Origin of the sequence: Nocardioides sp. R-C-SC26 (genome assembly GCF_021246465.1) — a bacterium.
GTDB lineage: Bacteria > Actinomycetota > Actinomycetes > Propionibacteriales > Nocardioidaceae > Nocardioides.
Genome location: NZ_JAHRHK010000012.1, coordinates 54,569 through 76,610, shown reverse-complemented (window position 1 = coordinate 76,610; position 22,042 = coordinate 54,569). Strand labels below are relative to the sequence as shown.

At 70.5% G+C, this 22,042-nt stretch carries 22 protein-coding genes and 1 tRNA gene; 12 read left to right on the top strand and 11 right to left on the bottom strand.

The features are described 5' to 3' along the window. Positions 1-10: 10 nt before the first annotated feature. The 4 genes from KSO97_RS12185 to KSO97_RS12170 are packed head-to-tail and all read left to right on the top strand — an operon-like array spanning position 11 to position 4,168. Complete coding sequence (locus KSO97_RS12185) at positions 11-769, top strand: thioredoxin domain-containing protein (protein WP_232679218.1); 759 nt, start codon at positions 11-13, stop codon at positions 767-769. Beyond that, positions 766-1,407: a vitamin K epoxide reductase family protein gene (locus KSO97_RS12180; RefSeq protein WP_232679216.1), complete on the top strand. Its 642-nt coding sequence runs from the start codon at positions 766-768 to the stop codon at positions 1,405-1,407. The genes KSO97_RS12185 and KSO97_RS12180 overlap by 4 nt, the downstream gene beginning before the upstream one ends. Further along, a complete protein-coding gene (locus tag KSO97_RS12175; protein WP_232679214.1) occupies positions 1,404-2,021 on the top strand; it encodes a copper resistance CopC family protein in 618 nt (205 codons plus the stop codon). The genes KSO97_RS12180 and KSO97_RS12175 overlap by 4 nt, the downstream gene beginning before the upstream one ends. Continuing rightward, positions 2,018-4,168 (top strand): cytochrome c oxidase assembly protein, encoded by a 2,151-nt coding sequence (locus KSO97_RS12170; protein ID WP_232679212.1) that lies wholly within the window; start codon positions 2,018-2,020, stop codon positions 4,166-4,168. The genes KSO97_RS12175 and KSO97_RS12170 overlap by 4 nt, the downstream gene beginning before the upstream one ends. Here the strand turns inward: KSO97_RS12170 and KSO97_RS12165 are convergent. Together KSO97_RS12165 and KSO97_RS12160 are read right to left on the bottom strand one after the other, a co-directional pair. Beyond that, positions 4,076-5,074, bottom strand: coding sequence for a cytochrome d ubiquinol oxidase subunit II (locus tag KSO97_RS12165; protein WP_232679210.1), 999 nt, complete (start codon positions 5,072-5,074; stop codon positions 4,076-4,078). The two genes, KSO97_RS12170 and KSO97_RS12165, sit on opposite strands and share 93 nt — an antisense overlap. Further along, the gene (locus KSO97_RS12160; protein WP_232679208.1) at positions 5,071-6,474 is read right to left on the bottom strand and encodes a cytochrome ubiquinol oxidase subunit I; all 1,404 of its coding nucleotides are present in this window, start codon (positions 6,472-6,474) and stop codon (positions 5,071-5,073) included. Before KSO97_RS12160 ends, KSO97_RS12165 begins: the two co-directional genes overlap by 4 nt. A gap of 74 nt (positions 6,475-6,548) precedes the next feature. Here KSO97_RS12160 and KSO97_RS12155 point away from each other — a divergent pair, with 74 nt between their 5' ends. After that, a complete protein-coding gene (locus tag KSO97_RS12155; RefSeq protein WP_232679206.1) occupies positions 6,549-6,998 on the top strand; it encodes an NUDIX domain-containing protein in 450 nt (149 codons plus the stop codon). Positions 6,999-7,023: 25 nt separating this feature from the next. Here the strand turns inward: KSO97_RS12155 and KSO97_RS12150 are convergent, their stop codons facing one another. Continuing rightward, a complete protein-coding gene (locus tag KSO97_RS12150; RefSeq protein ID WP_232679204.1) occupies positions 7,024-8,484 on the bottom strand; it encodes an RNB domain-containing ribonuclease in 1,461 nt (486 codons plus the stop codon). Between the two features lie 19 nt (positions 8,485-8,503). Here KSO97_RS12150 and yaaA point away from each other — a divergent pair, with 19 nt between their 5' ends. Further along, complete coding sequence (gene yaaA / locus KSO97_RS12145) at positions 8,504-9,286, top strand: peroxide stress protein YaaA (protein ID WP_232679203.1); 783 nt, start codon at positions 8,504-8,506, stop codon at positions 9,284-9,286. Between the two features lie 23 nt (positions 9,287-9,309). Here the strand turns inward: yaaA and KSO97_RS12140 are convergent, their stop codons facing one another. The 4 genes from KSO97_RS12140 to KSO97_RS12125 are packed head-to-tail and all read right to left on the bottom strand — an operon-like array spanning position 9,310 to position 14,046. Further along, a complete protein-coding gene (locus KSO97_RS12140) occupies positions 9,310-10,578 on the bottom strand; it encodes a bifunctional RNase H/acid phosphatase (protein WP_232679201.1) in 1,269 nt (422 codons plus the stop codon). Next, positions 10,575-11,318 (bottom strand): zinc ribbon domain-containing protein, encoded by a 744-nt coding sequence (locus tag KSO97_RS12135; RefSeq protein ID WP_232679199.1) that lies wholly within the window; start codon positions 11,316-11,318, stop codon positions 10,575-10,577. The genes KSO97_RS12140 and KSO97_RS12135 overlap by 4 nt, the downstream gene beginning before the upstream one ends. Further along, a complete protein-coding gene (locus KSO97_RS12130; RefSeq protein WP_232679198.1) occupies positions 11,315-12,460 on the bottom strand; it encodes a Nif3-like dinuclear metal center hexameric protein in 1,146 nt (381 codons plus the stop codon). The genes KSO97_RS12135 and KSO97_RS12130 overlap by 4 nt, the downstream gene beginning before the upstream one ends. A gap of 32 nt (positions 12,461-12,492) precedes the next feature. After that, the gene (locus KSO97_RS12125) at positions 12,493-14,046 is read right to left on the bottom strand and encodes an AMP-binding protein (protein WP_232679196.1); all 1,554 of its coding nucleotides are present in this window, start codon (positions 14,044-14,046) and stop codon (positions 12,493-12,495) included. Positions 14,047-14,246: 200 nt separating this feature from the next. Between KSO97_RS12125 and KSO97_RS12120 the strand changes: the two genes are divergently transcribed. From KSO97_RS12120 to KSO97_RS12110, 3 genes are read left to right on the top strand one after another with little or no spacing between them, the layout of a single operon-like run. Beyond that, positions 14,247-14,660 (top strand): hypothetical protein, encoded by a 414-nt coding sequence (locus KSO97_RS12120; RefSeq protein ID WP_232679194.1) that lies wholly within the window; start codon positions 14,247-14,249, stop codon positions 14,658-14,660. Positions 14,661-14,695: 35 nt separating this feature from the next. Beyond that, positions 14,696-16,195, top strand: a complete 1,500-nt coding sequence (locus tag KSO97_RS12115; RefSeq protein WP_232679192.1) for a HAMP domain-containing sensor histidine kinase — start codon at positions 14,696-14,698, stop codon at positions 16,193-16,195. Then, the gene (locus KSO97_RS12110; protein WP_232679190.1) at positions 16,180-16,854 is read left to right on the top strand and encodes a response regulator transcription factor; all 675 of its coding nucleotides are present in this window, start codon (positions 16,180-16,182) and stop codon (positions 16,852-16,854) included. The genes KSO97_RS12115 and KSO97_RS12110 overlap by 16 nt, the downstream gene beginning before the upstream one ends. A 5-nt stretch (positions 16,855-16,859) precedes the next feature. On the opposite strand, the gene KSO97_RS12105 is transcribed toward KSO97_RS12110, so the two are convergent. Continuing rightward, the gene (locus tag KSO97_RS12105) at positions 16,860-17,831 is read right to left on the bottom strand and encodes a serine/threonine-protein kinase (RefSeq protein ID WP_232679189.1); all 972 of its coding nucleotides are present in this window, start codon (positions 17,829-17,831) and stop codon (positions 16,860-16,862) included. Between the two features lies 1 nt (position 17,832). After that, positions 17,833-18,294 carry a hypothetical protein gene (locus KSO97_RS12100; RefSeq protein WP_232679187.1) on the bottom strand — a complete coding sequence of 154 codons (462 nt, stop codon included), beginning with the start codon at positions 18,292-18,294 and terminating at the stop codon, positions 17,833-17,835. A 326-nt stretch (positions 18,295-18,620) separates the two neighbouring features. On the opposite strand from KSO97_RS12100, the gene KSO97_RS12095 reads away from it, so the two are divergent. From KSO97_RS12095 to KSO97_RS12085, 3 genes are read left to right on the top strand one after another with little or no spacing between them, the layout of a single operon-like run. Then, complete coding sequence (locus KSO97_RS12095) at positions 18,621-19,712, top strand: ferredoxin reductase (RefSeq protein WP_232679185.1); 1,092 nt, start codon at positions 18,621-18,623, stop codon at positions 19,710-19,712. A 33-nt stretch (positions 19,713-19,745) separates the two neighbouring features. Then, complete coding sequence (locus KSO97_RS12090) at positions 19,746-20,969, top strand: acyl-CoA desaturase (protein ID WP_232679183.1); 1,224 nt, start codon at positions 19,746-19,748, stop codon at positions 20,967-20,969. After that, positions 20,966-21,283, top strand: coding sequence for a hypothetical protein (locus KSO97_RS12085; RefSeq protein ID WP_232679181.1), 318 nt, complete (start codon positions 20,966-20,968; stop codon positions 21,281-21,283). Before KSO97_RS12090 ends, KSO97_RS12085 begins: the two co-directional genes overlap by 4 nt. A 33-nt stretch (positions 21,284-21,316) precedes the next feature. Here KSO97_RS12085 and KSO97_RS12080 read toward each other — a convergent pair. Beyond that, a tRNA-Val gene (locus tag KSO97_RS12080) sits at positions 21,317-21,388 on the bottom strand. Between the two features lie 185 nt (positions 21,389-21,573). Continuing rightward, positions 21,574-22,041: a peroxiredoxin gene (locus tag KSO97_RS12075; RefSeq protein ID WP_269782422.1), complete on the bottom strand. Its 468-nt coding sequence runs from the start codon at positions 22,039-22,041 to the stop codon at positions 21,574-21,576. Between the last annotated feature and the right edge of the window lies 1 nt (position 22,042).

Below are 22,042 nucleotides of genomic sequence, written 5' to 3'. Positions count from 1 at the left end.
GAGCGAGCAGATGAGCAAGAAGAACGACAAGTCCACCCGGCGCGCTGCGGCCGCCGAGATCGTGCGCCAGCAGAAGGCGGCCGAGCGTCGCCGCGCCGTCATGTTCCAGGCCGGTATCGGCCTGGTTCTCATCGCGATCGTCGTCACCGTCGCCGTGGTCGTGCTCCGGGAGCGCGATCGTCGTGACGACGTCGCGGCCGGCCGCGGCCCCGCTCCGACCCAGGTCGACGACACGGGAGCATTCGTGATCGGAAGCCCCGACGCGCCCGTGCTGATCGAACTCGTCGAGGACCTGCAGTGTCCGGCCTGCAAGGCCTTCGAGGCGATGAGCGGGGAGCTGATCGGGAGCTACATCGACGACGGCATCGCCCGGGTCGCCTATCGCGGGATCGCCTTCCTCGACCGTGCGACGTCGACCCGCTACTCCAGTCGCGCCCTCAACGCCTCGGCCTGTGTGATGAGCGAGGGCCCCGAGGTCTGGCGTGCATTCCACGAGCAGATGTTCGTCCAGCAGCCGCCAGAGGACGGCGGCGCGGGCCTGAGTGACGCGGAGATCGCCGCGATCGCCCGCGAGGCCGGCGCTACGTCGGAGGACCTCGGCCAGTGCATCGAGGACGAGGTCTACGGCGGGTGGGTCAAGCGCACCACCGAGCAGGTCATGGCCGGCGGCATCTCCAGCACACCGACCATCGTCGTCGACGGGACCACGCTCGAGAGTTCGGATCCGGCGACGATCAGCGCCGCGGTGGAGAAGGCCCAGAACTCGTGACCGAGACCGGAGCCGACGTCACCTTCGATGCCGGTGACACCGCCTCCCCCGAGCCGGCTCCGATCCGCAGCCAACTGAGCACCAGTTCTGCGACCGGCGTCGCCTACGTCGCCGCCGGAGCGGTCGGTCTGGCGGCGGCTCTGACCCTGGCGATCGACAAGTACAAGATCCTCGCCGACCCGAGTTTCCGGCCGGCCTGCGATCTCAATCCGGTGCTCTCCTGCGGCTCGGTCATGATCACCGATCAGGCCGAGGCCTTCGGATTCCCCAACCCGTTGATCGGCATCGCCGGCTTCGCGATCGTCGTCGCGATGGGCGTGCTCCTCGCTGCCCGGGTGCCGCTGCCGACGTGGGTACACGCGGGACTGGCGATGGGGTCGATGCTCGGAGCCGTCTTCGTGCACTGGCTGGCTTATCAGAGCCTCTACGAGATCGGCGCCCTCTGCCCCTGGTGCCTGGGTGTGTGGGCCGTCACCCTCTTCCTCGCCGTGTGGACGGTGCTCGGGCTCGCACGTCGCCGCGGTGGATGGGGTGAGCGGCTGTGGGACGTGCGCTACCTGATCCTCCTGACCTGGTACCTGGTCATCGCGACGGCCATCCTCGAACGCTTCTGGGACTACTGGAGGACGCTGTGGTGATCACGGGCACCGGCGCGCGCGCCCGACGTCGGCGAGCGGCATCGCTGACATCGGCTCTGGCGATGTGCTGGGCGATGGGCACCGCGCTCACCCTCTCCACTGCACCTCCCGCCGCGGCTCACGCCGCTCTCGTCTCCTCGACGCCCGAGGCCGGCGCCAGACTCGACGCCGCTCCGAGCACGGTGACCCTCTCCTTCAGCGAGCCGATGCAGGATCCCGCCTACGTGGTGATCACCGCCCCCGACGGCACCCGCAGCGATGCCGAGGCGAGCCTGGACACCACGACCGTCACCCAGCAGATGCCCGCGAACATGGAAGGCACCTACGCCGTCGCGTTCCGCGTCGTCTCCGAGGACGGGCATCCTGTCAGCGACGAGTGGTTCTTCGACGTCGGCGAACCGAGCGACGTCGCGCCGTCCTCGACTGGTTCCTCGACCGAGGGACAGCCGGAGGCAGCAGAGCTCGCCACCTCGTCCGAGCCGGGTGCGGCATCGCCCGGTCGGCCCGAACCCGGTCTGCTCGATCGCCTCGCGGCGTGGCAGTTCGGCGTGGCGCTGGCGCTCTTCGCGGCAGCCTTCGCGCTCGGTGCGGTGGCCCGTCGAGCCCGTCCATGAGGCTGCGGCGACGACGTCGCCTGCTCGCGGTCGGTGCCATCTCAGTGGGCATCACCGCGACGATCGTCGTCCTCCTCCTCGGTGGCGGGGCTCCTGAGCCCGAGCCGGCAGGCCTGCCCGATCCTGGCCGGGTCACCGGGTGGGGACTGCCGGTGATGGGCGCGGTGACCGACCTGGCGGCGATCGCGACCCTGGCGGGGATCCTCGCCCCGCTGCTCATGGGACTGCGGGTCGAGGACGCCGTGGAGGGGCCGGCCCTGCGCGCCCTGGCGTCAGTGCGACTCGCTGCCGCGACGTGGGGCGTGGGCGCGGCCGCGATCGCGGTCCTCCAGGTGTCCGACCAGTTCGCGATCCCGGTCTGGCGGCTTCCGTGGACGACCCTGCGCGGTGCGCTCATCCAGACCGAGGACGGCCGCGTGATGCTCGCCCAGGCGGGCCTCGCGACCCTGATCGCGGTCGCGAGCCGCTGGCTCCTGACACCGCGCGAGGTCTGGTGGCTCTTCGCAGCTGCTTGCGTCGCATTGCTGCCCCCTGCCGCGGCAGGGCACGCGGCGTCAGGTGGCAGTCACGACACCGCCGTGGTGAGCCTCGCACTCCACATCCTCGCGGCCTCGGTCTGGATCGCCGGCCTGGCGGCGCTGTGGTGGTCGTTCGGCGCACCAGCGCCGATCCGCCTGCGCGCGGCGCAGCGCTTCGGTGCCCTCGCCACCTGGTGCGTGGGGGTCGTCGCCGTGAGCGGACTGATCAACGCCTGGGTCCGAGTCGGCGACGCGGCAGGGTTCGCCACGACCGACTACGGACGGATCGCCGCGCTCAAGGCACTGACCCTCACCCTCGTCCTGCTGGTCGCGCAGCGGGCTCGTGCCATCGTGCTGGCGGCAGCATCACGCACGGTCACGTCACCGGAGAGCTGCCCCGTCGACGAAGTCGTCGATCGGACGAACCGTCCGGCTGTGGACACGCCACCGTGGTCGACCGTCGCCCGGATCACCGGGATCGAGGTACTCGTCCTGGCTGCGACTGTCGGAATCGGAGTCGGCCTCTCCCGCACTCCGCCGCCCGTGGGCGATCTCTACACCACTCTCGCCGAGACGCTGCTCAGTGGTCCGATCCCTCCTCCGCCCACTCCCGAACGTCTGCTGACCAGCGTCACCGTCTCCGGTGTCGGGCTCGCCGTCGTGCTTCTCGGAGCGGCCGCCTACATCGTCGCGCTGATCACGTTGCGGCGGCGAGGTGAGAGCTGGCCGTGGGGGCCGACGGTGGCCTGGTTCGCCGGCCTGGCCGTGATCGCCTACGCCACCTGCGGCGGCGTCGGGGTGTACTCCCACGTCATGTTCAGCGCCCACATGGTCAGCCACATGCTGCTGTCGATGATCGCACCTCTGCTGCTGGTGCTCGGGGCGCCTATCCCGCTCGCGCTACGCGCACTTCCCGGTGGCGGCGAACCGGGCGCCACCGGGCCCCGTCACCTGCTGGCCGGCGCGCTACGGTCCCGGCCGGCTCGGCTGCTGAGCAATCCGCTCATCGCAGCTGCGCTGTTCGTCGGCAGTCTCTATGTCGTCTACTTCACCGATCTCTTCGGCTTCTTGATGCGCCAGCATCTTGGCCACGCCGCGATGGAGGTGCACTTCCTCGCGGTCGGGCTGCTGTTCTACGAGAACATCATCGGCAGCGCTCCCTTGCCCCGGCGCCTTCCGCATCTGGCGCGCCTCGGGCTGCTTGTGCTGACCATGCCCGCGCACGCGTTCTTCGCCATCGCGATCATGGCTTCCGACACAGTGCTGGGCGGCGGCTACTACGAGTTGCTGGACCGTCCGTTCTCCCGTGACCTCCTCGCCGACCAGAATCTCGGCGGCGCCATCACCTGGGCACTCAGCGAGGTGCCGCTGGTCATGGTGCTCGTCGCCCTGCTGGTCCAGTGGTTCCGATCCGACCGTCGCGACGCGGCTCGCTACGAGCGACAGGCCGCCCGCGACGATCATGCAGAGCTCGCCGCGTACAACGCGTGGCTCGCCTCGATCAGCGCCGGGGGGAACGGCGGCCGCGGGCCTCGATCATCGGCTCCACCGCTCGCTCTGCGTCAGAAGGAAGAGGTAGCCCAGACTCGGCAGCACCAGGACGGCCGCGAGGCCCACCGCGACCAGTAGACCCTGCAACGTGGCGGGATGGCCGGCCGCCTCGGCGATCGTGAGCTGGTCGACCAGCAGCCACGGGGACTGAGCCAGCGCCCACCCGGCGACGACGGCCGACACCGCCAGGACGGCCGCCACCCGTGCCCAGGCGGCGCGTCCGGCGGCGAGCAGCACCAATGCGGTCAGGCCCGCGACGGCCGACAGCAAAACCAGCGGAGCCGCGCGGTCCGCGAAACCCGACCACAGCGTCGGAGCGTCGTGACGCACGGGGATCAGGGCCGCCAACACGATCGCACCCGAGGTCGCACCCACCGCGAGCGTGCGACGTCGCAGCGATCGTGCGACCGCCATCCGGCCACCGCGGTCGGCGTCTGCGGTGAGGAAGACACCGGCGAGGAACGCGCACATCCCCACCGACACCACGCCTGTGACCAGGGGCAGCGGAGCCAGCCACGATGTCCAGCGGTCCCCCACGCCGCTCGCCGGGACCCGGCCCGAGGCGATCGCTCCGGCCACGGCGCCGAGGAAGAACGGCGTGGTGACCGAGGACAGCGCGAAGATCGCGCCGAACACTCGCGCTTGCGCGACGGTGGCGGCGTACTTGCGGAAGGCGAAGCAGGCGCCGCGCAACACGATTCCCACGAGCGCCAGCACGAGCGGCACGAACAGCGTCTGCATGACCGCCGCGAAAGCGACCGGGAACCCCGTCCAGGCCAGAACCAGGACGTAGATCAGCCAGACGTGGTTGGCCTCCCACACCGGGCCGATGCTGCGATCGATCTGCGCCCTGACCGCAGCACCGCGTCGGGTACCCCCCGCCGTGAGGTCGAAGAAGCCGGAGCCGAAGTCGGCACCCCCGAAGAGGGCGTAGAAGGCGACGCCGGCGAACATCGCCAGCGCCACGGCGGTCTCCAGACTCACGCTCGTACCCCCTCGGTCTGCGACTCGCCCAGGCGCTCGGGCCCGTAAGGACTGGGCAGATGCTCCTCACCGGCTCGCCAGCGCCGAGCCATCGATCGCAGCACCAGCACGGCCGCGGTGGTCATCGCGGTGTAGAGGACCATCGTCGCTCCCAAGAGCCACCACAGTCCGCTGTTCTCCCCCGCGGCGTCCACCGTGCGGAGGTAGCCGTAGACCACCCAGGGCTGACGTCCGACCTCGGTCGCGATCCACCCTGCCTCCAGCGCAACCACCGAGAGCGGTCCTGCCAACACCACCGTCCGGAGGAACCAGCGACGTTGCAGAAGGTCACGCCCGCGTCGTCGCGCGACCCAGAACACCGCGCTCAGCAACGCCAGCAGCGTGCCGACACCCACCATCGTCTGGAACGACCACCGCGTCAGGTTCACCGGCGGCCGATCCTCGACCGGCACCTGATCCAGCCCCGGCACCTCGGCTGTGAGTGAGTTGCGCGCGATCAACGAACCAAGCACGGGAATGTCGATCGAGTGGCGCACCTCGCCGTCGACGTAGATGCCCCCCAGACGCAGCGGTGCGGGGCCCTCGGTCTCGGTCGCCAGTTCGAAGGCGGCGAGCTTGGCCGGCTGAGTCTCAGCGAGGCGCGACCCCAGCACGTGCCCGACGAACGGCTGGGCGATGGCTGCCACCGAGGCGAAGGCGAAAGGCACGATGAACCCCAGCCGGTGATGAGCATCGCGCCGCCCGCGAAGCATGCCAGCGGCATAGACCGCCGCGAGCGCGAAGCCGGCCACCATGAACGCGGCGAGCCACATGTGGAGAAACATCGTCCAGACCCCCGGGTTGAACATCGCCGCCCAGGGATCTACGTCGACCACCTCGCCGTCGACCAGCCGGAATCCGGTCGGGTTGTTCATCCACGAGTTCACCGCAAGCACGCAGAACGTGCCGACCACTCCGGTGATCGCCATCGGCACGAGCATCCAGATGTGCCGTCGCGGTGGCATCCGATCCCATCCGTAGAGATAGAGACCGATGAAGATCGCCTCCAGGAAGAAGGCCAGACCCTCGAACGCGAATGCCAACCCGAGGACGTCGCCGTAGGTGCTCATGAGCCCGGGCCAGAGCAGCCCCATCTCGAAGCTCAGCACCGTCCCCGAGACTGCGCCGATCGCGAAGAGCACGGCGGAGACCTTCGACCACCGTCGCGCCAACCGCAGGGCCACCTCGTCCTGCCGGCGGATCGCCCGCAGGTGCATCACGAAGATGATCGTGGGGAACGCGACGCCGAAACACGCCAGCACGATGTGCCAACCCAGCGAGAACGCCATCTGCTGGCGGGCGGGGAGCAGCCCGGCCGGTTCGGTCAGTGACACGGCGACGACGTCGAGCAGAGAGCCCATGTCATCGACCGTAGGTAGCGCGAATGCTCACCACCACTGTTTGTGAAAGTTTTCACAAGGGTAGGATGGACAGTATGAGCTGGGCGACATGCGATCGCGGCCACGCCCACTGGGGACCACGTGGCGCCGCAGGGCTGCTCATCGCGCACGAGGGCTCGGTCCTCCTGCAGCTGCGGGCGCGCTGGGCGCACCAGGGCGGCACGTGGTCGATCCCCGGCGGCGCTCGCGAGAGGGGCGAGAGCGCGGTCGAGGCCGCCGTCCGGGAGTCCTACGAGGAGCTCGGCGTCGAACCGGGCTCGGTCGACATCCGCGACTCCTGGGTGGCCGACTGCGGCGGTTGGACCTACGAGACGGTGCTCGCCGTCTCGGCGTCGCTGCCCGAGCTGCGCGACCGCTCGGAGAGCGACGGACACCGCTGGGTGCGTGTCGACGACGTCCTCGCGCTGCCGTTGCACTCGGCGTTCCGCGCCGCTTGGGAGCACCCCGACGCCGTCCTCCGCTCGTTCGTCGAGGGCTCAGCCTAGATCCACGCTCAGCCTGAATCGACGGTCACACCAGGGTGAGCGTCACCTGGCGCGTGGCGACGTCGGCCGAGGCCAGCCGCACCCGGACGGCGGTGCCGAGCGGCAGCGGATCGCCGGCGCTGCTCAGCGGCGCCTCGAGTCCGAGTGCCGCGACGACGGCGGCACCGGTGGTGGGCTCCTTCTCGCGGACCGACACGACGACCGCGTCGAACTCCTCACCCACGTGGGAGGCCAGCAGCGCTGCCTCGGCGAGATCGATCACGGCGCGCTCGTAGGAGCGCGCCCGTTGGGCCGATCGCTGCAGCTCGCCGGGCAGCGCCGGCAGCGCGGCGAGCACCCAGTCCGGCACGGCGGTCCCGGCACAGATCGCCAGGCACACCTCGCCGGCGTACCGATCGCCCAGACGGCGGAGTGGCGCGGTCACGTGGGCGTACTCCGAGGCCAGCGCCGCGTGCTGCGGCTCCGCGGGCACCTCGCCGTCGAAGGCGACGTAGCCGCTGCCGCGCAGCAGCCGCGCGCTGGCCACGATGACCGCCGCGTGGTCGGGACGCCGTGGGTCGAGCGCCCGCACGAAGTCCGGGTAGATCGTCTCGGCCGGCCACGCGACGCCGAGTGCGGCGGCCACCCGATGCAGGCGCTGGACGTCGCGCGGATCCGGCGGTGGCAAGGTGCGCAGGATGCCGACGCGCGCGTAGATCATCAGCGTCGCCGCGCCGAAACCGGTCAGCAGCGAGATCTGGGAGTTCCACTCCTCGACCGGGAGGAGAGAGCGGAACTCCAGGTGCCATTCGCCGCCCTCGGCGTCGATGACCTGCTCGGGAAGGGGCAGCGAGACCCCACCCCGCGCCGCGTCGCGCGCCATCCGCAACTCCCCCACCTCGCGCAGCAGCTCCAGCACCTCGCTCGCAGACCCGTCCTCGGGAGAGTCCAGACGTCGTTGGGCCTCCTCGTAGGAGAGCTGCTCACGCGAGCGCACGAGGGCCCGCTCGACCCGGACGTCGGTGCCCTCGCCGGAGCGATCGACGGCGATGGTCCACAGGAGCGCCGGACGCACCTGGTCCGGCACGAGCGAGGCGGCGTCCTCGGAGATCAGCGGAGGATGCAGAGGCACCTTGGAGTCGGCGCCGTAGAGGGTCTCGCCGCGTCGATGCGCCTCGAGATCGATCGGGTCGCCCGGCGCGACGAACGCCGCGACGTCGGCGATCGCGTAGTGCACGACGTAGCCGCCACCCTCGGCGCGCTCGATGTGCAGCGCCTGGTCGAGGTCGCGGGCACCCTCGGGGTCGATCGTGACCATCGGCAGGTCGGTGCGATCGAGTTGTGGAAGTCGTGGCGCCGCGACGGCCGATGCCGCGGCGGCGAGCACGTCGGGCGGGAAGTCCGCGCTGACCCCCAGCTCGGCTCGGATCTGCGTGACGCCCTCGCGGATCAACGCGATGGCCGCCGCGTCGTCGGTCTGGACCCGCACCCGTCGGTTGCTCGGCATGGCCCTAACGTAACGACCCGTGCTCATCCTGCTGCCGCCGAGCGAGGGCAAGGCCCGACCCATCCGTGGCAAGCCTCTCGAGCTCGAAGCCCTCGGCTCTCCCATCCTGACGTCGGCGCGGGCGGCTGTGCTCGACGCGCTCGTCGCCCTCTGCGCCGACGACCCCGCAACAGCGACCGCCACCCTGGGCATCCCTGCCACCCAACCCGAGCTGACGGCACTCAATGCGGCCCTGCGTACCAGCGCGACCGCCCGCGCCGACGCCGTCTACACCGGCGTCCTCTTCGATGCCCTCGGCCTGGCCACGCTCGATGCGGCCGCACGGCGTCGCGCGACCGCGCGGGTCGCTGTCACCTCGTCGCTGTTCGGGATGGTGCGCCCGGGCGACCGGATCCCGAGCTACCGGCTCTCCGGCGACGCGGTACTCCCCAGCCTCGGCCCGGTGGCCGCGCACTGGCGCGCGCACCTCGGCCCGGCCGTGACGGACGCCGTCGGCTCGGGGTTGCTGATCGACCTGCGCTCCACGATGTATGCGGCGTTCTGGCGCCCGCCGTCGGAGATGGCGTCCCGGGTGGCGACCGTGCGGGTGCTGCACGAGGCGAACGGCAAGCGGTCGGTGGTCAGCCACTTCAACAAAGCCACCAAGGGCCGCATCGTGCGGGCGTTGGTGGAGGACGGCCGCACGCCGCGCACTCCGGCCGCACTGGCCGCCGCGCTGATCGAGCTCGGCTGGCACGTCGAGGTCGGCGCACCGACCGCCAAGGGCACCCAGCTCGACGTCGTCGTCACCCACGTGGGGTGAGCCTCCTGCTGGGACGGTGGTTGCTACGAGAGTCCGCCGGCGAACGGATCCCGTGAGGGCGGCAGCGCGTTGAAGAGACGCATCGAGGCACGCGGCCCCGGCCTGCCCGTCGGCGAGGACTCGAAGTAGGACAGGACCGTGACCGAGGCCGGCTGCAGCTCCATCCGGAACACCGCGTCCAGCGGTGCGGTGACGGCGTCGGCCACGAGCGTCTTGATCGGCGTCACATGGCTGACCACGACGACGGTGCGTCCGGCGTGGGTGGCGAGGAGTCGCTCGAGGCCGGCCATCACCCGCTCCTGCACCTGACGGAACGACTCCCCGCCCGACGGCGCGGCGTCCAACGAGCCGAGCCAGGCGGTGAGCTCCTCCCCGTGCTGCTCGGCGACCTCGCCGAAGGTCAGACCGTCCCAGTGACCGAACTCCATCTCGGCGAAGCCGGGCTCCTCGACCACCTCGACGCCGAGCGCCTCCGCGATGAGGTCGGCGGACTCGCGCGTGCGGCGCACCGGCGAGGCCACGACGACGTCGATGGAGTCGGCGAGCGGCGCCAGCCAGGAACCGACCGCGCGGATCTGGTCCCGTCCTTCGTCGCTGAGCGGGGGGTTGTCGCCGCCGAGCCCCCCGGAGAACCGCTTGGCCGAGGTGTGCACGGTGACGCCGTGGCGCACCACGACCAGCGTGGTGGTCGCCCCCGCGCCCGACCACCCGCGCGTCTGCTGCTGCACGCTCGAGGCGGGGGTGGCCGGCTCCTGGATCTCCTCGATCAGGGAGTCGGCCGGCTCGGGCTCGACGCCGAGCAGGGCACCCTGGGTCGAGGCCGGCACCGAGACGCCGGAGCGCTTGCCGTCGAGTGCCTCGTTGGCCAGCCGGTCGGCGTGACTGTTCTGGGCCCGCGGGATCCAGGTGTAGACGGTGCCGAAGGGCGCCAGCCGGTGGGCCTCGGCGGCCAACGGCCGCATGTCGGGGTGCTTGATCTTCCAGCGGCCCGACATCTGCTCGACCACGAGCTTGGAGTCCATCCGGACCTCGATGTCGGCCTCGGGCGCGAACTCCGCAGCCAGGCGCAGCCCGGCGATCAGGCCGGAGTACTCGGCCACGTTGTTGGTCGCCCGGCCGATGGTCGTGCCCTCCTCGGCGAGCACGGCACCGGTCGCCGCGTCCTTGAGGACAGCGCCGTACCCCGCCGGCCCCGGATTGCCGCGGGAGCCGCCGTCGGCCTCGATGACGACGGCGTCGATGACCGGCCCACCGGTCGGGCCGGCGACCGGATCGCTGGTCGGTTCGCTCACAGTCCGCTCTCGGCGGTGCGCACCAGGATCCGCGTGCACTCCTCGCACCGCACGACGTCATCCGCGGCGCGTCCGCGGATCGAGGCCAGCTCGGCGTTGTCCAGGGTGAGGCGGCATCCACCGCACTGACGGGCGCGAAGTTCGGCGGCACCGACGCCACCCTTGCTCGCGCGCAGCCTCTCGTAGAGCGCGAGCAGCGCCTCGGGGATGTCTGCCACGGCCGGCGCCCGGTCGGCGATGGCCGACTCCAGCTCGCGGTCGATCTCGGCGAACCGCTGATCGCGGACAGAGGACAGTTCGGCGATCCGCTCGTCGTGGGCCGCGAGCTTCTGCTCCAGCTCCGCGACGGCGGCCTGGGCGCTCTCCAGCTGCTCCATCACCTCGAGCTCCTCGTCCTCGAGCACGGAGATCCGTCGCTCGAGCGAGGTGAGCTCGTGCTGGAGGTGTTCGAGGTCCTTGGGGCTGGTGACCATTCCCATGTCGATGCGCTCACGATCGCGGGACCGACGGGCCTTGACCTGCTCGACGTCGGCGTCGGCCTTGGCCTGGGCGACCGTGAGGTCGTCGACGACGATCTGGTGGTCGATGCGCTGCCCCTCGACCTCGCCACGGGAGGCGGCGAGCGTGGCGATCTCGGCGAGCTCGGGCAGGTGGGAGCGCTGGTGGCGCAGTTGGTCGACCCGGGCGTCGATCGCCTGGAGATCGAGCAGTCGGAGCTGGGCGGACGCGTCGGCCTTCACAGGCGCATTGTCCACGGGTCGGTGTTGATCTCGCTCACGCGGGTCTCCACGCCCTCGCCCAGGACCTCGCGCAGCCGAGCCTCGACGACCGGCAGCCAGGTCGACTCGGCGGCGTAGTGGGCGACGTCGATCAGAGCTGGTCCGCCGTCCTCGCCCCCTGCCGCACGCTCGAGGAACTCAGCGGCGGGATGGTGGCGCAGGTCGCTGGTGACGTACACGTCGGCGTCGGTGCGCAGGATCGTGTCGAGCAGGAAGTCGCCCGCGCCGCCGCACACCGCGATCCGGCGCACACTGCGCGCGGGATCTCCCGCCACACGCACCCCCTGCGCCGTCGGCGGCAGGGCGTCGGCCACGATCTGGGCGAACTCGCCCAGCGGCATCCGGGCGATGGTGCCGATCCGACCGGTCCCCGTCGCCCCGATCTCGGAGTCGGCGACCTCGACGACGTCGTAGGCGGGCTCCTCGTAGGGGTGCGCCGCACGCATCGCCCGCACGACCGCGGCGCGCCTGCCGCGGGGCAGCACCGCCTCGATGCGCACCTCGGCGACCTCCTCGATCGCTCCGACCGTGCCGATCATCGGCTCGGCCCCGTCGAGCGGGCGGAACCGGCCCGTGCCGTCGGAGGAGAACGAGGCGAAGTCGTAGTTGCCGATCTGTCCCGCCCCCGCCTCGGCGATGGCAGCGCGGACGATCGCGGCGGCGTCGGTCGGCACGTAGACGGTGAGCTTGTCGACCGGGTCACCGGGGGCGGGCGTGATCGGCTGCTGCTCGCCCAGGCCCAGCGCCGTCGCCAGCGCCTCGCTGACCCCGCCGAGCGCCTGATCGGCGTTCGTGTGCGCGGTGAGCAGCGCGCAGCCCGCCTTGATCAGCGTGGTGAGGGTGCGGCCCTTGGGGGTGGTGGCCGCGACTCCGTGCACCGGCTTGAGGAAGAGGGGGTGGTGCACCACCAGCAGATCCGCGCCCCACTCCGCGGCCTCCTGCGCGACCTCCGGCGTCGGGTCGACGGCGAAGAGGATCTTCCCGACGCGCTGATCCAGCTCCCCCCACACCAGCCCCACGGCGTCCCAGGATTCCGCGGTGTGCGGCGGGTACCACTGATGCAGCAGGCGGACGACGTCGTCGAGTGCAGGAACCTGGGCCACGACGCCACCGTAGCGAGCGCTCCGGCCCCGGCTCAGTTCACCTGGCGGTCGCGGCCCTCCCAGTACTGCGCCCGCAGCTTGAACTTCTGCAGCTTGCCCGTCGCCGTGCGGGCGAGCTCGTCGCGGAACTCCACGGACGTCGGGGCCTTGTACCCGGCGAGCCGTTCCTTGCACCAGGCGATCAGATCGGCCTCGGTGACGGTGGCGCCGTCGGCGAGCACCACCAGTGCCTTGATCGTCTCCCCCCACTTCTCGCTCGGCACGCCGATCACGGCGACCTCGGCGACGTCTGGATGGGAGAAGAGCGCGTCCTCGACCTCGATCGAGGAGACGTTCTCGCCGCCGGTGATGATCACGTCCTTCTTCCGGTCCGAGATCGCGAGATAGCCGTCGGCACCGAGATCGCCGCCGTCACCGGTGTGGAACCAGCCACCGGCGAGCGCCTTCTCCGTCTCCTCGGGCTGGTCCCAGTACCCCTCGAGCACGACGTTGGAGCGGGCCAGCACCTCGCCGCCACCCTCACCCTCCTCGTCCGGCTCCGAGATCGAGAGCGTGACGCCGAGCGCCGGTGCGCCGGCGCGGGTCAGCAGTCGGGCACGCTCCTCGGCCGGGAGGTCGTCCCACTCGGCACGGCCTCGGTTGAACGTGAGCAACGGCGAGGTCTCGGTGAGGCCATAGATCTGGATGAACTCCCACCCCAGCTCCTCCTGCACGCGCACGACCGTCTTCGTCGGCGGCGGAGCTCCGGCCATGATGATCCGCACGCGATCGCGACCGGGGATCTCCCCCTCCCAGGTCTGCGCGGCCTCGAGCACCGCGGCAGCGACGGCGGGCGCCGCGCACATCACGGTGACGCCGTGGTCGCGGACCCGACGCAGGATCTCCTCGCCGTCCACCTTGCGGAGCACGATCTGCTTGATGCCCAGCCCCGTCGCCAGGAACGGCCACCCCCAGCCGTTGGCGTGGAACATCGGCAGCGTGTGGAGGTAGACGTCGCGGTCGCCGGCCTGGGCGTGCATCGCGAAGGTCACCGCATTGGTCCAGATGTTGCGATGGGTGATCTGAACGCCCTTGGGTCGAGCGGTCGTACCGGAGGTGTAGTTGATGCAGGCCGTGGCGTTCTCGTCGGGCTCCCATGCCCGCGGCTCGACACCGGGAGCGGCGTAGAGGTGCTCGTCGTCGCCCAGCAGGAACCGGTGCTCGGCGCCGACGTCGGCCAGGACGTCGTCGAGCTCGGGGTCGATCAGCAGCACGCGAGCACCGGAGTGTTCGACGATGTAGCGCACCTCGTCGGGGCGGAGCCGGAAGTTCACCGGGACCAGCACGCGTCCGGAGCCGCAGACTCCGAAGAACGAGGTCAGCAGCCGGGCGCTGTTGTGGCTCACGACCGCCACCCGGTCCCCGACGGCGATGCCGAGCTCGTCGAGCTTCGCCGCCTGCCGTCGGGCGAGGTCGCCGATCTCGCCGTAGGTCAGCTCGCCCAGCGAAGAGGCGGGCTGATCCGGCTCGTCGACGACGCCGACCCGGTCGCGGTAGACCCTGACCGCCCGGTCGATGAAGTCGAGCACCGTCAATGCAACGAACATCGAGACTGCCTCCTGCGACGCGACCTGTGATGGCCGCCACTGTAGGACCGTCCGCCGACCCGGGCGGATGCCGGATCGGCGACAGCGCCGAACGGTCGCGAATCTGCGCCGAACAGTCGCCCGAGGGGCTGGCGTGAGCATGAGAGAGCTCTCATCCCGACTTCACACCCACCCCACGCTGGTGCAGGATCGTGGACCTCATGAACCTCCGCTGGCAGACCCTCATGGTCGGCGCGCTGGTGCTGCCGGTGGCCGGCTTCGCCGCCGGATCGATCCTCACCACCGCGGCCGACGAGCCTCCCCGTCGGGAGCCGATCGTGATCTCGCCCGGCCCGTCGATCGACCGCACGCCGTCTCCCTCCCGCACGGTTCCGGCTCGCCCCCTCGACGACGACGAGGACGGCGACGACGACGTCGAACTGGTCCCTCCCACCCCTGGCGTGGTCGGCGACGACGACGATCGTGAGGACGCGCGCGAAGATGCCCGCGAGGAGCGCGAGGAGCGTCGTGAGGAAGCCCGCGAGGAGCGCGGTGAGGACGCCCGCGAGAAGCGCGAGGATCGTCGTGACGGCGACGACGACCGGCGCGGGCGCGACGACGAGGACGACGACTGACCGCCCACCCCGCGGCCCGCACCGAGGACGGCGACGTGGTCGTGCACGCTCCACCCGTCCGACGTCGGATGGGCACACCCGTCCGCGTACGCCTGACCGCCGGGGTGACCTTGTTGGCTGCCTTGGGACTCATCGTCGCGGGGCTCTTCGTCTACCTCGTGGAACAGCGCCGTCTCGACGACCAGGCCATCGCCGAGGCCCAGCAGGAGCTCGACGAGTTCGACAAGGGTGTCGCCGACACCCGCAACCGCGGGGCGACGCTCCGAGCGACGATGCGCACCGTCATGGAGCGCAACGTGCCCGACGACGACGAGATCCTCATCGCCTGGATCGGCGACGGGCCCGCACTTCAGTTCCCCGCCGCCGACGAGCTCACCACCGACCCCGCCTTTCGCGAGGAGGTGACCCCGCTGGTCGAGTCCGGCGGGACGGCGCGACTGACGACACCGTTGGGCGAGGTCGTCGTGGCCAGCCAACCGATCAGTCAGCCTGACGAGACCGGCGCCGTCGTCTCGGGCGCGATGCTCGCCGTCCAGCTGCTCGACGACGACCACGCCGACCTGCTCGACACCATGCGCACCTACGCGATCGTGGCCGCGCTCTCGCTGCTGATGCTGGCCGGCCTTGCCTTCAGCCAGGCCGGACGCCTGCTCGCCCCGCTGCGGGTGCTCCGGCGCACCGCCGAGGAGATCTCCGAGACCGACCTCTCGCGCCGGCTGCCCGTCCAGGGCAACGACGACATCACCGCGCTGACCCACACGGTCAACCACATGCTCGAACGCCTCGAGACGGCCTTCGTCGGCCAGCGACGCCTCCTCGACGACGCCGGCCACGAGCTCCGGACTCCCCTGACGATCATGCAAGGACACCTGGAGCTGCTCGACGCCCACGCACCGGTCGACGTCGAGGAGACCCGCGAGCTGCTGCTCGACGAGGTCGACCGGATGTCGCGACTGGTCGGCGACCTCATCCTGCTCGCCGCCTCCGAGAGGCCCGACTTCCTCCACCCGGCGTCGGTCGACGTCGGCGACCTGACCGAGACCGTGCTGGCGAAGGCGACGGGGCTCGGCGACCGGACCTGGATCGTCGACGAACGCCCGCCCGGCATCGCCCGCGTGGTGGCCGACGAGCAGCGCGTCACCCAGGCACTCCTGCAGTTGGCCCACAACGCCCTCAAGCACACCAGCGAGAGCGACACGATCGCCTTCGGCTCGGCCGTCGACGCCCACGGGGCCCTGTGGTGGGTGCGCGACACCGGTTCGGGCGTCCCCGAGGCCGATCGTGCGCGCATCTTCGAGCGCTTCGGCCGCGCACGCCGCGAGCAGGGCACCGAGGGCTTCGGGCTCGGTCTCTCGATCGTCACCGCCATCGCGCGGGCCCACGGCGGGCAGGTCTGGCTCGACGCCGATTACCGTGACGGCGCGCGCTTCGTGATCGCCGTCCCGTTCACCGCCGGAGCCCTGGCGCCCGAGCCCGGCCGCGCCGAGCACCCTCACGACCGTGACCCCCAGGAGAACCCGTGGCCCGCATCCTGATCGTCGAGGACGAGGAGCGCATCGCCTCCTTCGTCGCCAAGGGCCTGCGCGCCGAGGGGCACGTCGCCACGATCGCGACCGATGGCCACAGCGGCCTGGACGAGGCGCTGAGCGGCGAGCACGACCTGGTGGTGCTCGACATCGGCCTGCCGATCATGGACGGGTTCGAGGTTCTGGAGAACCTGCGTGCCCAGGGTTCGACGGTGCCCGTGATCGTGCTGACCGCGCGCGACTCGGTCGGCGACACCGTCTCCGCGCTCGAGGGCGGCGCCGACGACTACATGCCCAAGCCCTTCCGCTTCGCCGAGCTGCTGGCGCGCGTCCGGCTCCGACTCCGGCAGCAGGGCACGGGAGCAGGCTCCGAGCCACGCTCGGACGTGCTGCTGGCCGGCGGCGTCAGCCTCGACCTCCGCACTCGGCGCGCTCGCGTCGAGGGCAGCGACGTCGATCTGTCCGCCCGCGAGTTCACCCTGGCCGAGACCTTCATGCTCAACGCGGGGCACGTGCTCTCCCGCGAGCAGCTCCTCGACCACGTCTGGGGCCTCGACTTCGATCCCGGTTCGAACGTGGTCGACGTCTACGTCGGATACCTGCGCAAGAAGTTCGGGGCACACTCCATCAGCACCGTGCGCGGCATGGGATACCGGTTCAACAGCTGACGGGCTCAGCGCGCCTTGAAGCTGAGCTTCGCACGCGGCTGCGCCGCCAGCACCGGCTCCAGCGCGGCAGCCACCTCGCGTGGCTCGGGGCGCTCCTCGGGCCGAGGCGCGAGCATCGCGCGGACGACGTCCACGACCGGCGCCGGGACGTCGTCGGGCAGGGCGCGCGGCTCGTCGAGCACCTGCGGGAACCGGTCTTCCAGGTGCGTGGCATCGCGGTCGCCGTCGTCGAAGGGCCGATAGCCCGCGACGGCGTGGAACAGCGTCGCGCCGAGACCCCAGACGTCGCTGGCGAAGCCCGGCACGCCGGCTGACGCGCCGACAGCCCCAACGGTCGACGTCGAGGTGCCTGCGACGGCCTGCTCGGGCGCCATGTAGGCATCGGTGCCGATCGGCGACCGCAGGTCCGCGGCGTTCGCGCTGTTGCGTGCCACGGAGAGGTCGATCAGCCGCGCGGGCGCGCCCATGATGATGTTGCTCGGCTTGATGTCGAGGTGGCACACGTCGACCTGCCGGAAGAAGTGCAGCGCCGCAGCGACGTCGATCCCCAACGCCAGGTACTGCTGGGGCGCGAGGCGTCCGTGGCGGCGGACCAGGCTCGACAGGCGAGGGCCGTCCACGCACTCCAGCACCAGGTGCGGGCGCTCGCCGTCCAGGTCGTGGCGCAGGTGACGCACCACGACCGGGTGGTTGGCGACCGTCAGGGCCATCGCCTCGCGCTCGAGTCCGTAGAGCGTCTCGACGTCGGATACCTGGTCGGGGCGCACGATCTTGACGACGACCGGCAGCGCGGTGACGTCGTCGAACGCGAGGTAGGCCTCGTAGGCCGACCCACCCCCGAGCAGCCGCATCGCGGTCAGCTCGGGGGTGATCGCATCTCCCCCGCCCAGACGCCACTCCGACGCCGCGGCGTCGGCTCCGTCGACGGCCCGGGCGCCCGCCACGACGGGTCCGGAGGTCATCAGGGCGGCGGTCATGTCAGCGTCCGCGGGTGTTGTTGCGGCTGCGGTCGTCGGTGTCGTGGCGCGACCAGTCGATCGTGCGGTCGCCGCCGTCGAAGGTCCAGTCGCGCACCTGACGGTCGCGGCTGTCGTCCACGCCGGATCGGCCGCCGGTGCGGCTGGGTCGACTGTCGAACGTGCGCGTGCCACGGGTACGCGTCTGCGCCCGGGTGTTGGTATCGGTGTCGGCGGACTTGCGCGCGACCGCCTTGCCATCCTTCAGCACGAGCCTCTCGGCGACCCGGTCACGCCCGGTGTCGTCGTCATCGTCGTCGTCATCGACGAGCGCGAGCTCGGGGGTGTCCTCGTTGCGCTTGACGAACTGGTCGTCGTCGAGCTGGACCGAGGCGGTGGCTGTGGTCGGCCATGCGAGAAGTCCGGCAGCGACGAGCCCGGCGACACCGAGGGCTCCGCCGGTCAGAAGGGGGCGCTTGGTCATGGGTGTTCCTTCCGTCGGGCCGGGGGTCCGGCCTGTGGTGTGGTGAAGGAACTCCATCGCGCGGGCGTGAGGCCGCCGTGAAGTCGACATGAGAGTGCTCTCACCGTGTCGGTTGCCGGGCTGAACACCGGACGAGGCCCGCACCGGTCACCCCCACGGAGCCGGCACGGGCCTCTCCCGGTCGTTCGGAGCGACGATGAGAACGGATGGGACCGCGTGAGCGGAATCTGAGGCAGGCCCCTGCCGTGGCCGATCTCGATGCGACGACACGATGCTGACGCGGCCGGGTGATTGACGCGTTCAGTGAATAGGTGTTCGCTGAGCTGGTGAGCAGCGACACGCGGGCACCGAAGCAGGGCACCTGGGAACGCGTCCGCAAGGGTGCGGACAAGCTCACCACACCCCTGCTCCCCGACGACTATCTGACGCTGCTCAACCCGCTGTGGAGTTCGCGCGAGCTACGCGGCCGGGTGGAGAAGGTCATCCCCGAGACCGACGACGCCGCCACGCTCGTCATCCGCCCCGGCTGGGGGTGGCGCTACCAGCATCGTCCCGGCCAGTACGTCGGCATCGGCGTGGACATCGGCGGCAAGTTCCACTGGCGCTCCTACTCGGTCAGCTCACCGCCGAAGAGGTCGGGACGCACGCTCGCGATCACCGTGCGCGCGATGCCCGAGGGCTTCCTCTCCGACCACCTGGTCAACGGCCTCGAGCCCGGCACCATCGTGCGGTTGGCGACGCCCAGCGGCGACTTCGTGCTGCCTGACCCGCCCCCGGCCAAGTCGCTCTTCCTGGTGGGCGGTTCCGGGATCACGCCGGTGATGTCGATGCTGCGCACGTTGGACCGTCGCGACACGATGAGCGACGTCGTCCTGCACTACGCCTCCACGACGCCGGAGCGGATGATCTTCCGCAGCGAGCTGGCCGCGTTGCACGAGAAGCACGCCAGCCTGACCGTGCACGAATGGTTCTCCGACGACCAGGGCATCTTCGACCTCGCCGGGCTCGATGCCCTCGCGCCGGACTGGCGCGAGCGTGAGACCTGGGCCTGCGGTCCGGCGCCGATGCTCGACGCCGTCGAAGCGCACTGGGAGCGTCACCAGATCGGGGACCTGCTCCACCTCGAGCGGTTCTCCCTCCAGCTCGGGACCGACGGCGGCGAGGGCGGTGCCATCACCTTCCGCAACTCGCTGAAGGAGATCGAGGTCGACGGCGCCACGACGGTGCTCGAAGCCGGCGAGAACGCCGGCGTCGGCATGCCGTACGGCTGCCGGGTCGGGATCTGCCACACCTGCACCGTCACCAAGATCAACGGCACCGTCCGCGACCTGCGTACCGGCGAGGAGTTCAACCAGCCCAACGAGCAGGTGCAGACCTGCGTGACCGTCCCGGTCGGGCCCTGCACGCTCGCCATCTGACGACCAACATCTCACCGACCTCAGGAGACCGACGTGGCCATCGCAGACGTCCAGGAGTACTGCCACCTCACCGACACCGACGTGGAGGCGATCGGGCGCGAACTCGACGCCATCCGCGAACGTGTCGAACAGGCCCGAGGCGCCGCCGACGCCGCCTACATCCGGAGGGTCATCCGCACCCAGAGGTGGATGGCGGCCTCCGCCCGCATCGGGATGATCGTGAGTTCCCCGCTCGAGCCGCGGTACCGGCGTCCGATCCTGGCGGCGAGTGCGATCTCGCTGGGCCTGGCCAAGATCCTGGAGAACATGGAGATCGGCCACAACGTCATGCACGGGCAGTGGGACTGGATGAACGATCCGGAGATCCACTCCTCCTCCTGGGAGTGGGACACCGGGCAGCCAGCTGAGCAGTGGAAGCACAGCCACAACTACATCCACCACCAGTTCACCAACGTGCTCGGCTACGACAACGACATCGGCTACGGCGTGCTGCGGATGGCGCGCGAGCAGAAGTGGCACCCGGTCAACCTGGGGCAGCCGGTCTACAACGCGTTGCTCGCCGGGCTCTTCCAATGGGGCGTGGCACTGCACGACCTCGACCTGGAAGCGATCCGCACGGGTAAGAAGGACCCGAAGGAGATGAAGCGCCAGCTGCGCCAGATCCTGAAGAAGGGCCGCAACCAGATCGTCAAGGACTACGTGCTCTACCCGGCGCTCAGCGGACGCCAGTGGAAGTCGACGCTCAAGGCCAACGCCACGGCCAACGTGATGCGCAACGTGTGGGCGTACCTGATCATCTTCTGCGGCCACTTCCCCGACGGCGCCCTGCACTTCACCGAGGAGGAACTCGAGGACGAGACGCGTGCCGAGTGGTACCTGCGCCAGATCCTGGGCACGGCCAACTTCGAGGGCGGCAAGCTGCTGCACATCATGAGCGGAAACCTCGGCTACCAGATCGAGCACCACCTGTTCCCCGACCTCGTCAGCAACCACTACGCCGAGATCTCCCCCGAGATCCGCGCCCTGTGCGAGAAGTACGAGATCCCCTACACCACCGGCCCCCTGTACAAGCAGTACGGCCAGGTGCTGCGGACCATCCACAAGCTCGCTCTGCCGAACAAGATGACCTCGGACGACCGGCCGCCGACGGGCAAGGACGTCACGATCGAGCACGGGCGGCTGCATCACGAGGACCGCCAGGAACGTCGCACCGAGCTCGGCGGCTGGTCTCGCACCAAGGAGGGCGCTCGCGGGTGAGCACGTTGTTCGCCTGGCCCGACGGCGTCCTGACACGTCGCAAGGTGACCGAGTGTGCCCTGGCGCGACTCTGCGGGGCGTGTGGCCGGCCGCTCGGGCGGCCGATCGCGTTCCTCGGCGACGCCGGCGAAGTGGCACGCAACGAGTTCCACTCCCCGCCGCTCCACACCGAGTGCCTGGATCGAGCGCGGACCGCTGCCGAGGCCGAGGCCGAGGTGGTGCTCACCGCCGGCTACGACTTCGTCCGCCCGACTGCCGATGACACCGACCCGGAGCCGCGCTTCCGGCCGCTGGCACCGGTCGGTACCTCCTGAGGCCCGATCGCAGCAGGAAGACCTCGAGCTGGGTGGACGCGGAGGGGATCGAACCCCCGACCACCTCCTTGTAAGGGAGGCGCTCTACCGCTGAGCTACACGTCCGAACGGACATCAAGCCTAGTCGGCGAGCACGGGCACGACGAACCGGGCCGCGCGGCGAGAAGCGTCCGAAAACGAGTCGAACCGCTGGCGTCTCGGGTCACCAGCGGTTCGACAATTGAATACTAGCCGGGCTGCCGAGGGAATCCAGCAGAACCCGTGAACTCGTTCAAGAATCTCCAGCCCGTCTAGACCGGTTCGACGGCGGTGCGCAGCTCCTTCAGGTGTGCGTGCAGGTCGCGGCTCTCGTGCAGCGGATTGGCCACCGACCATCGCACGACGCCAGTGGAGTCGAGCACGTACGACGACCTCGTCGGTGCTCCACGCTCCTCGTCGAAGACCCCGTAGGCGCGCGAGACCTCACCATGCGGCCAGAAGTCGCTGAGCAACGGGAAGTTGAGGCCGTCGGTGTCGGCGAATGTGCGCAGCGCGTAGACGGGATCGCACGAGATCGCCAGCACCTCGGTGTCGAAGGTGACGAAGTCGGCGAGTCGGTCGCGCACACCCGACATCTCGCCCGTGCACACCCCGGAGAACGCGAACGGGTAGAAGAGCAGCAGCACCGACTTGCGGCCACGGAAGTCGCGCAGCCGCACGTTCTGGCCGAACTGGTCGCGCAACATGAAGTCGGGCGCCTGCGCGCCGACGGGCACCATG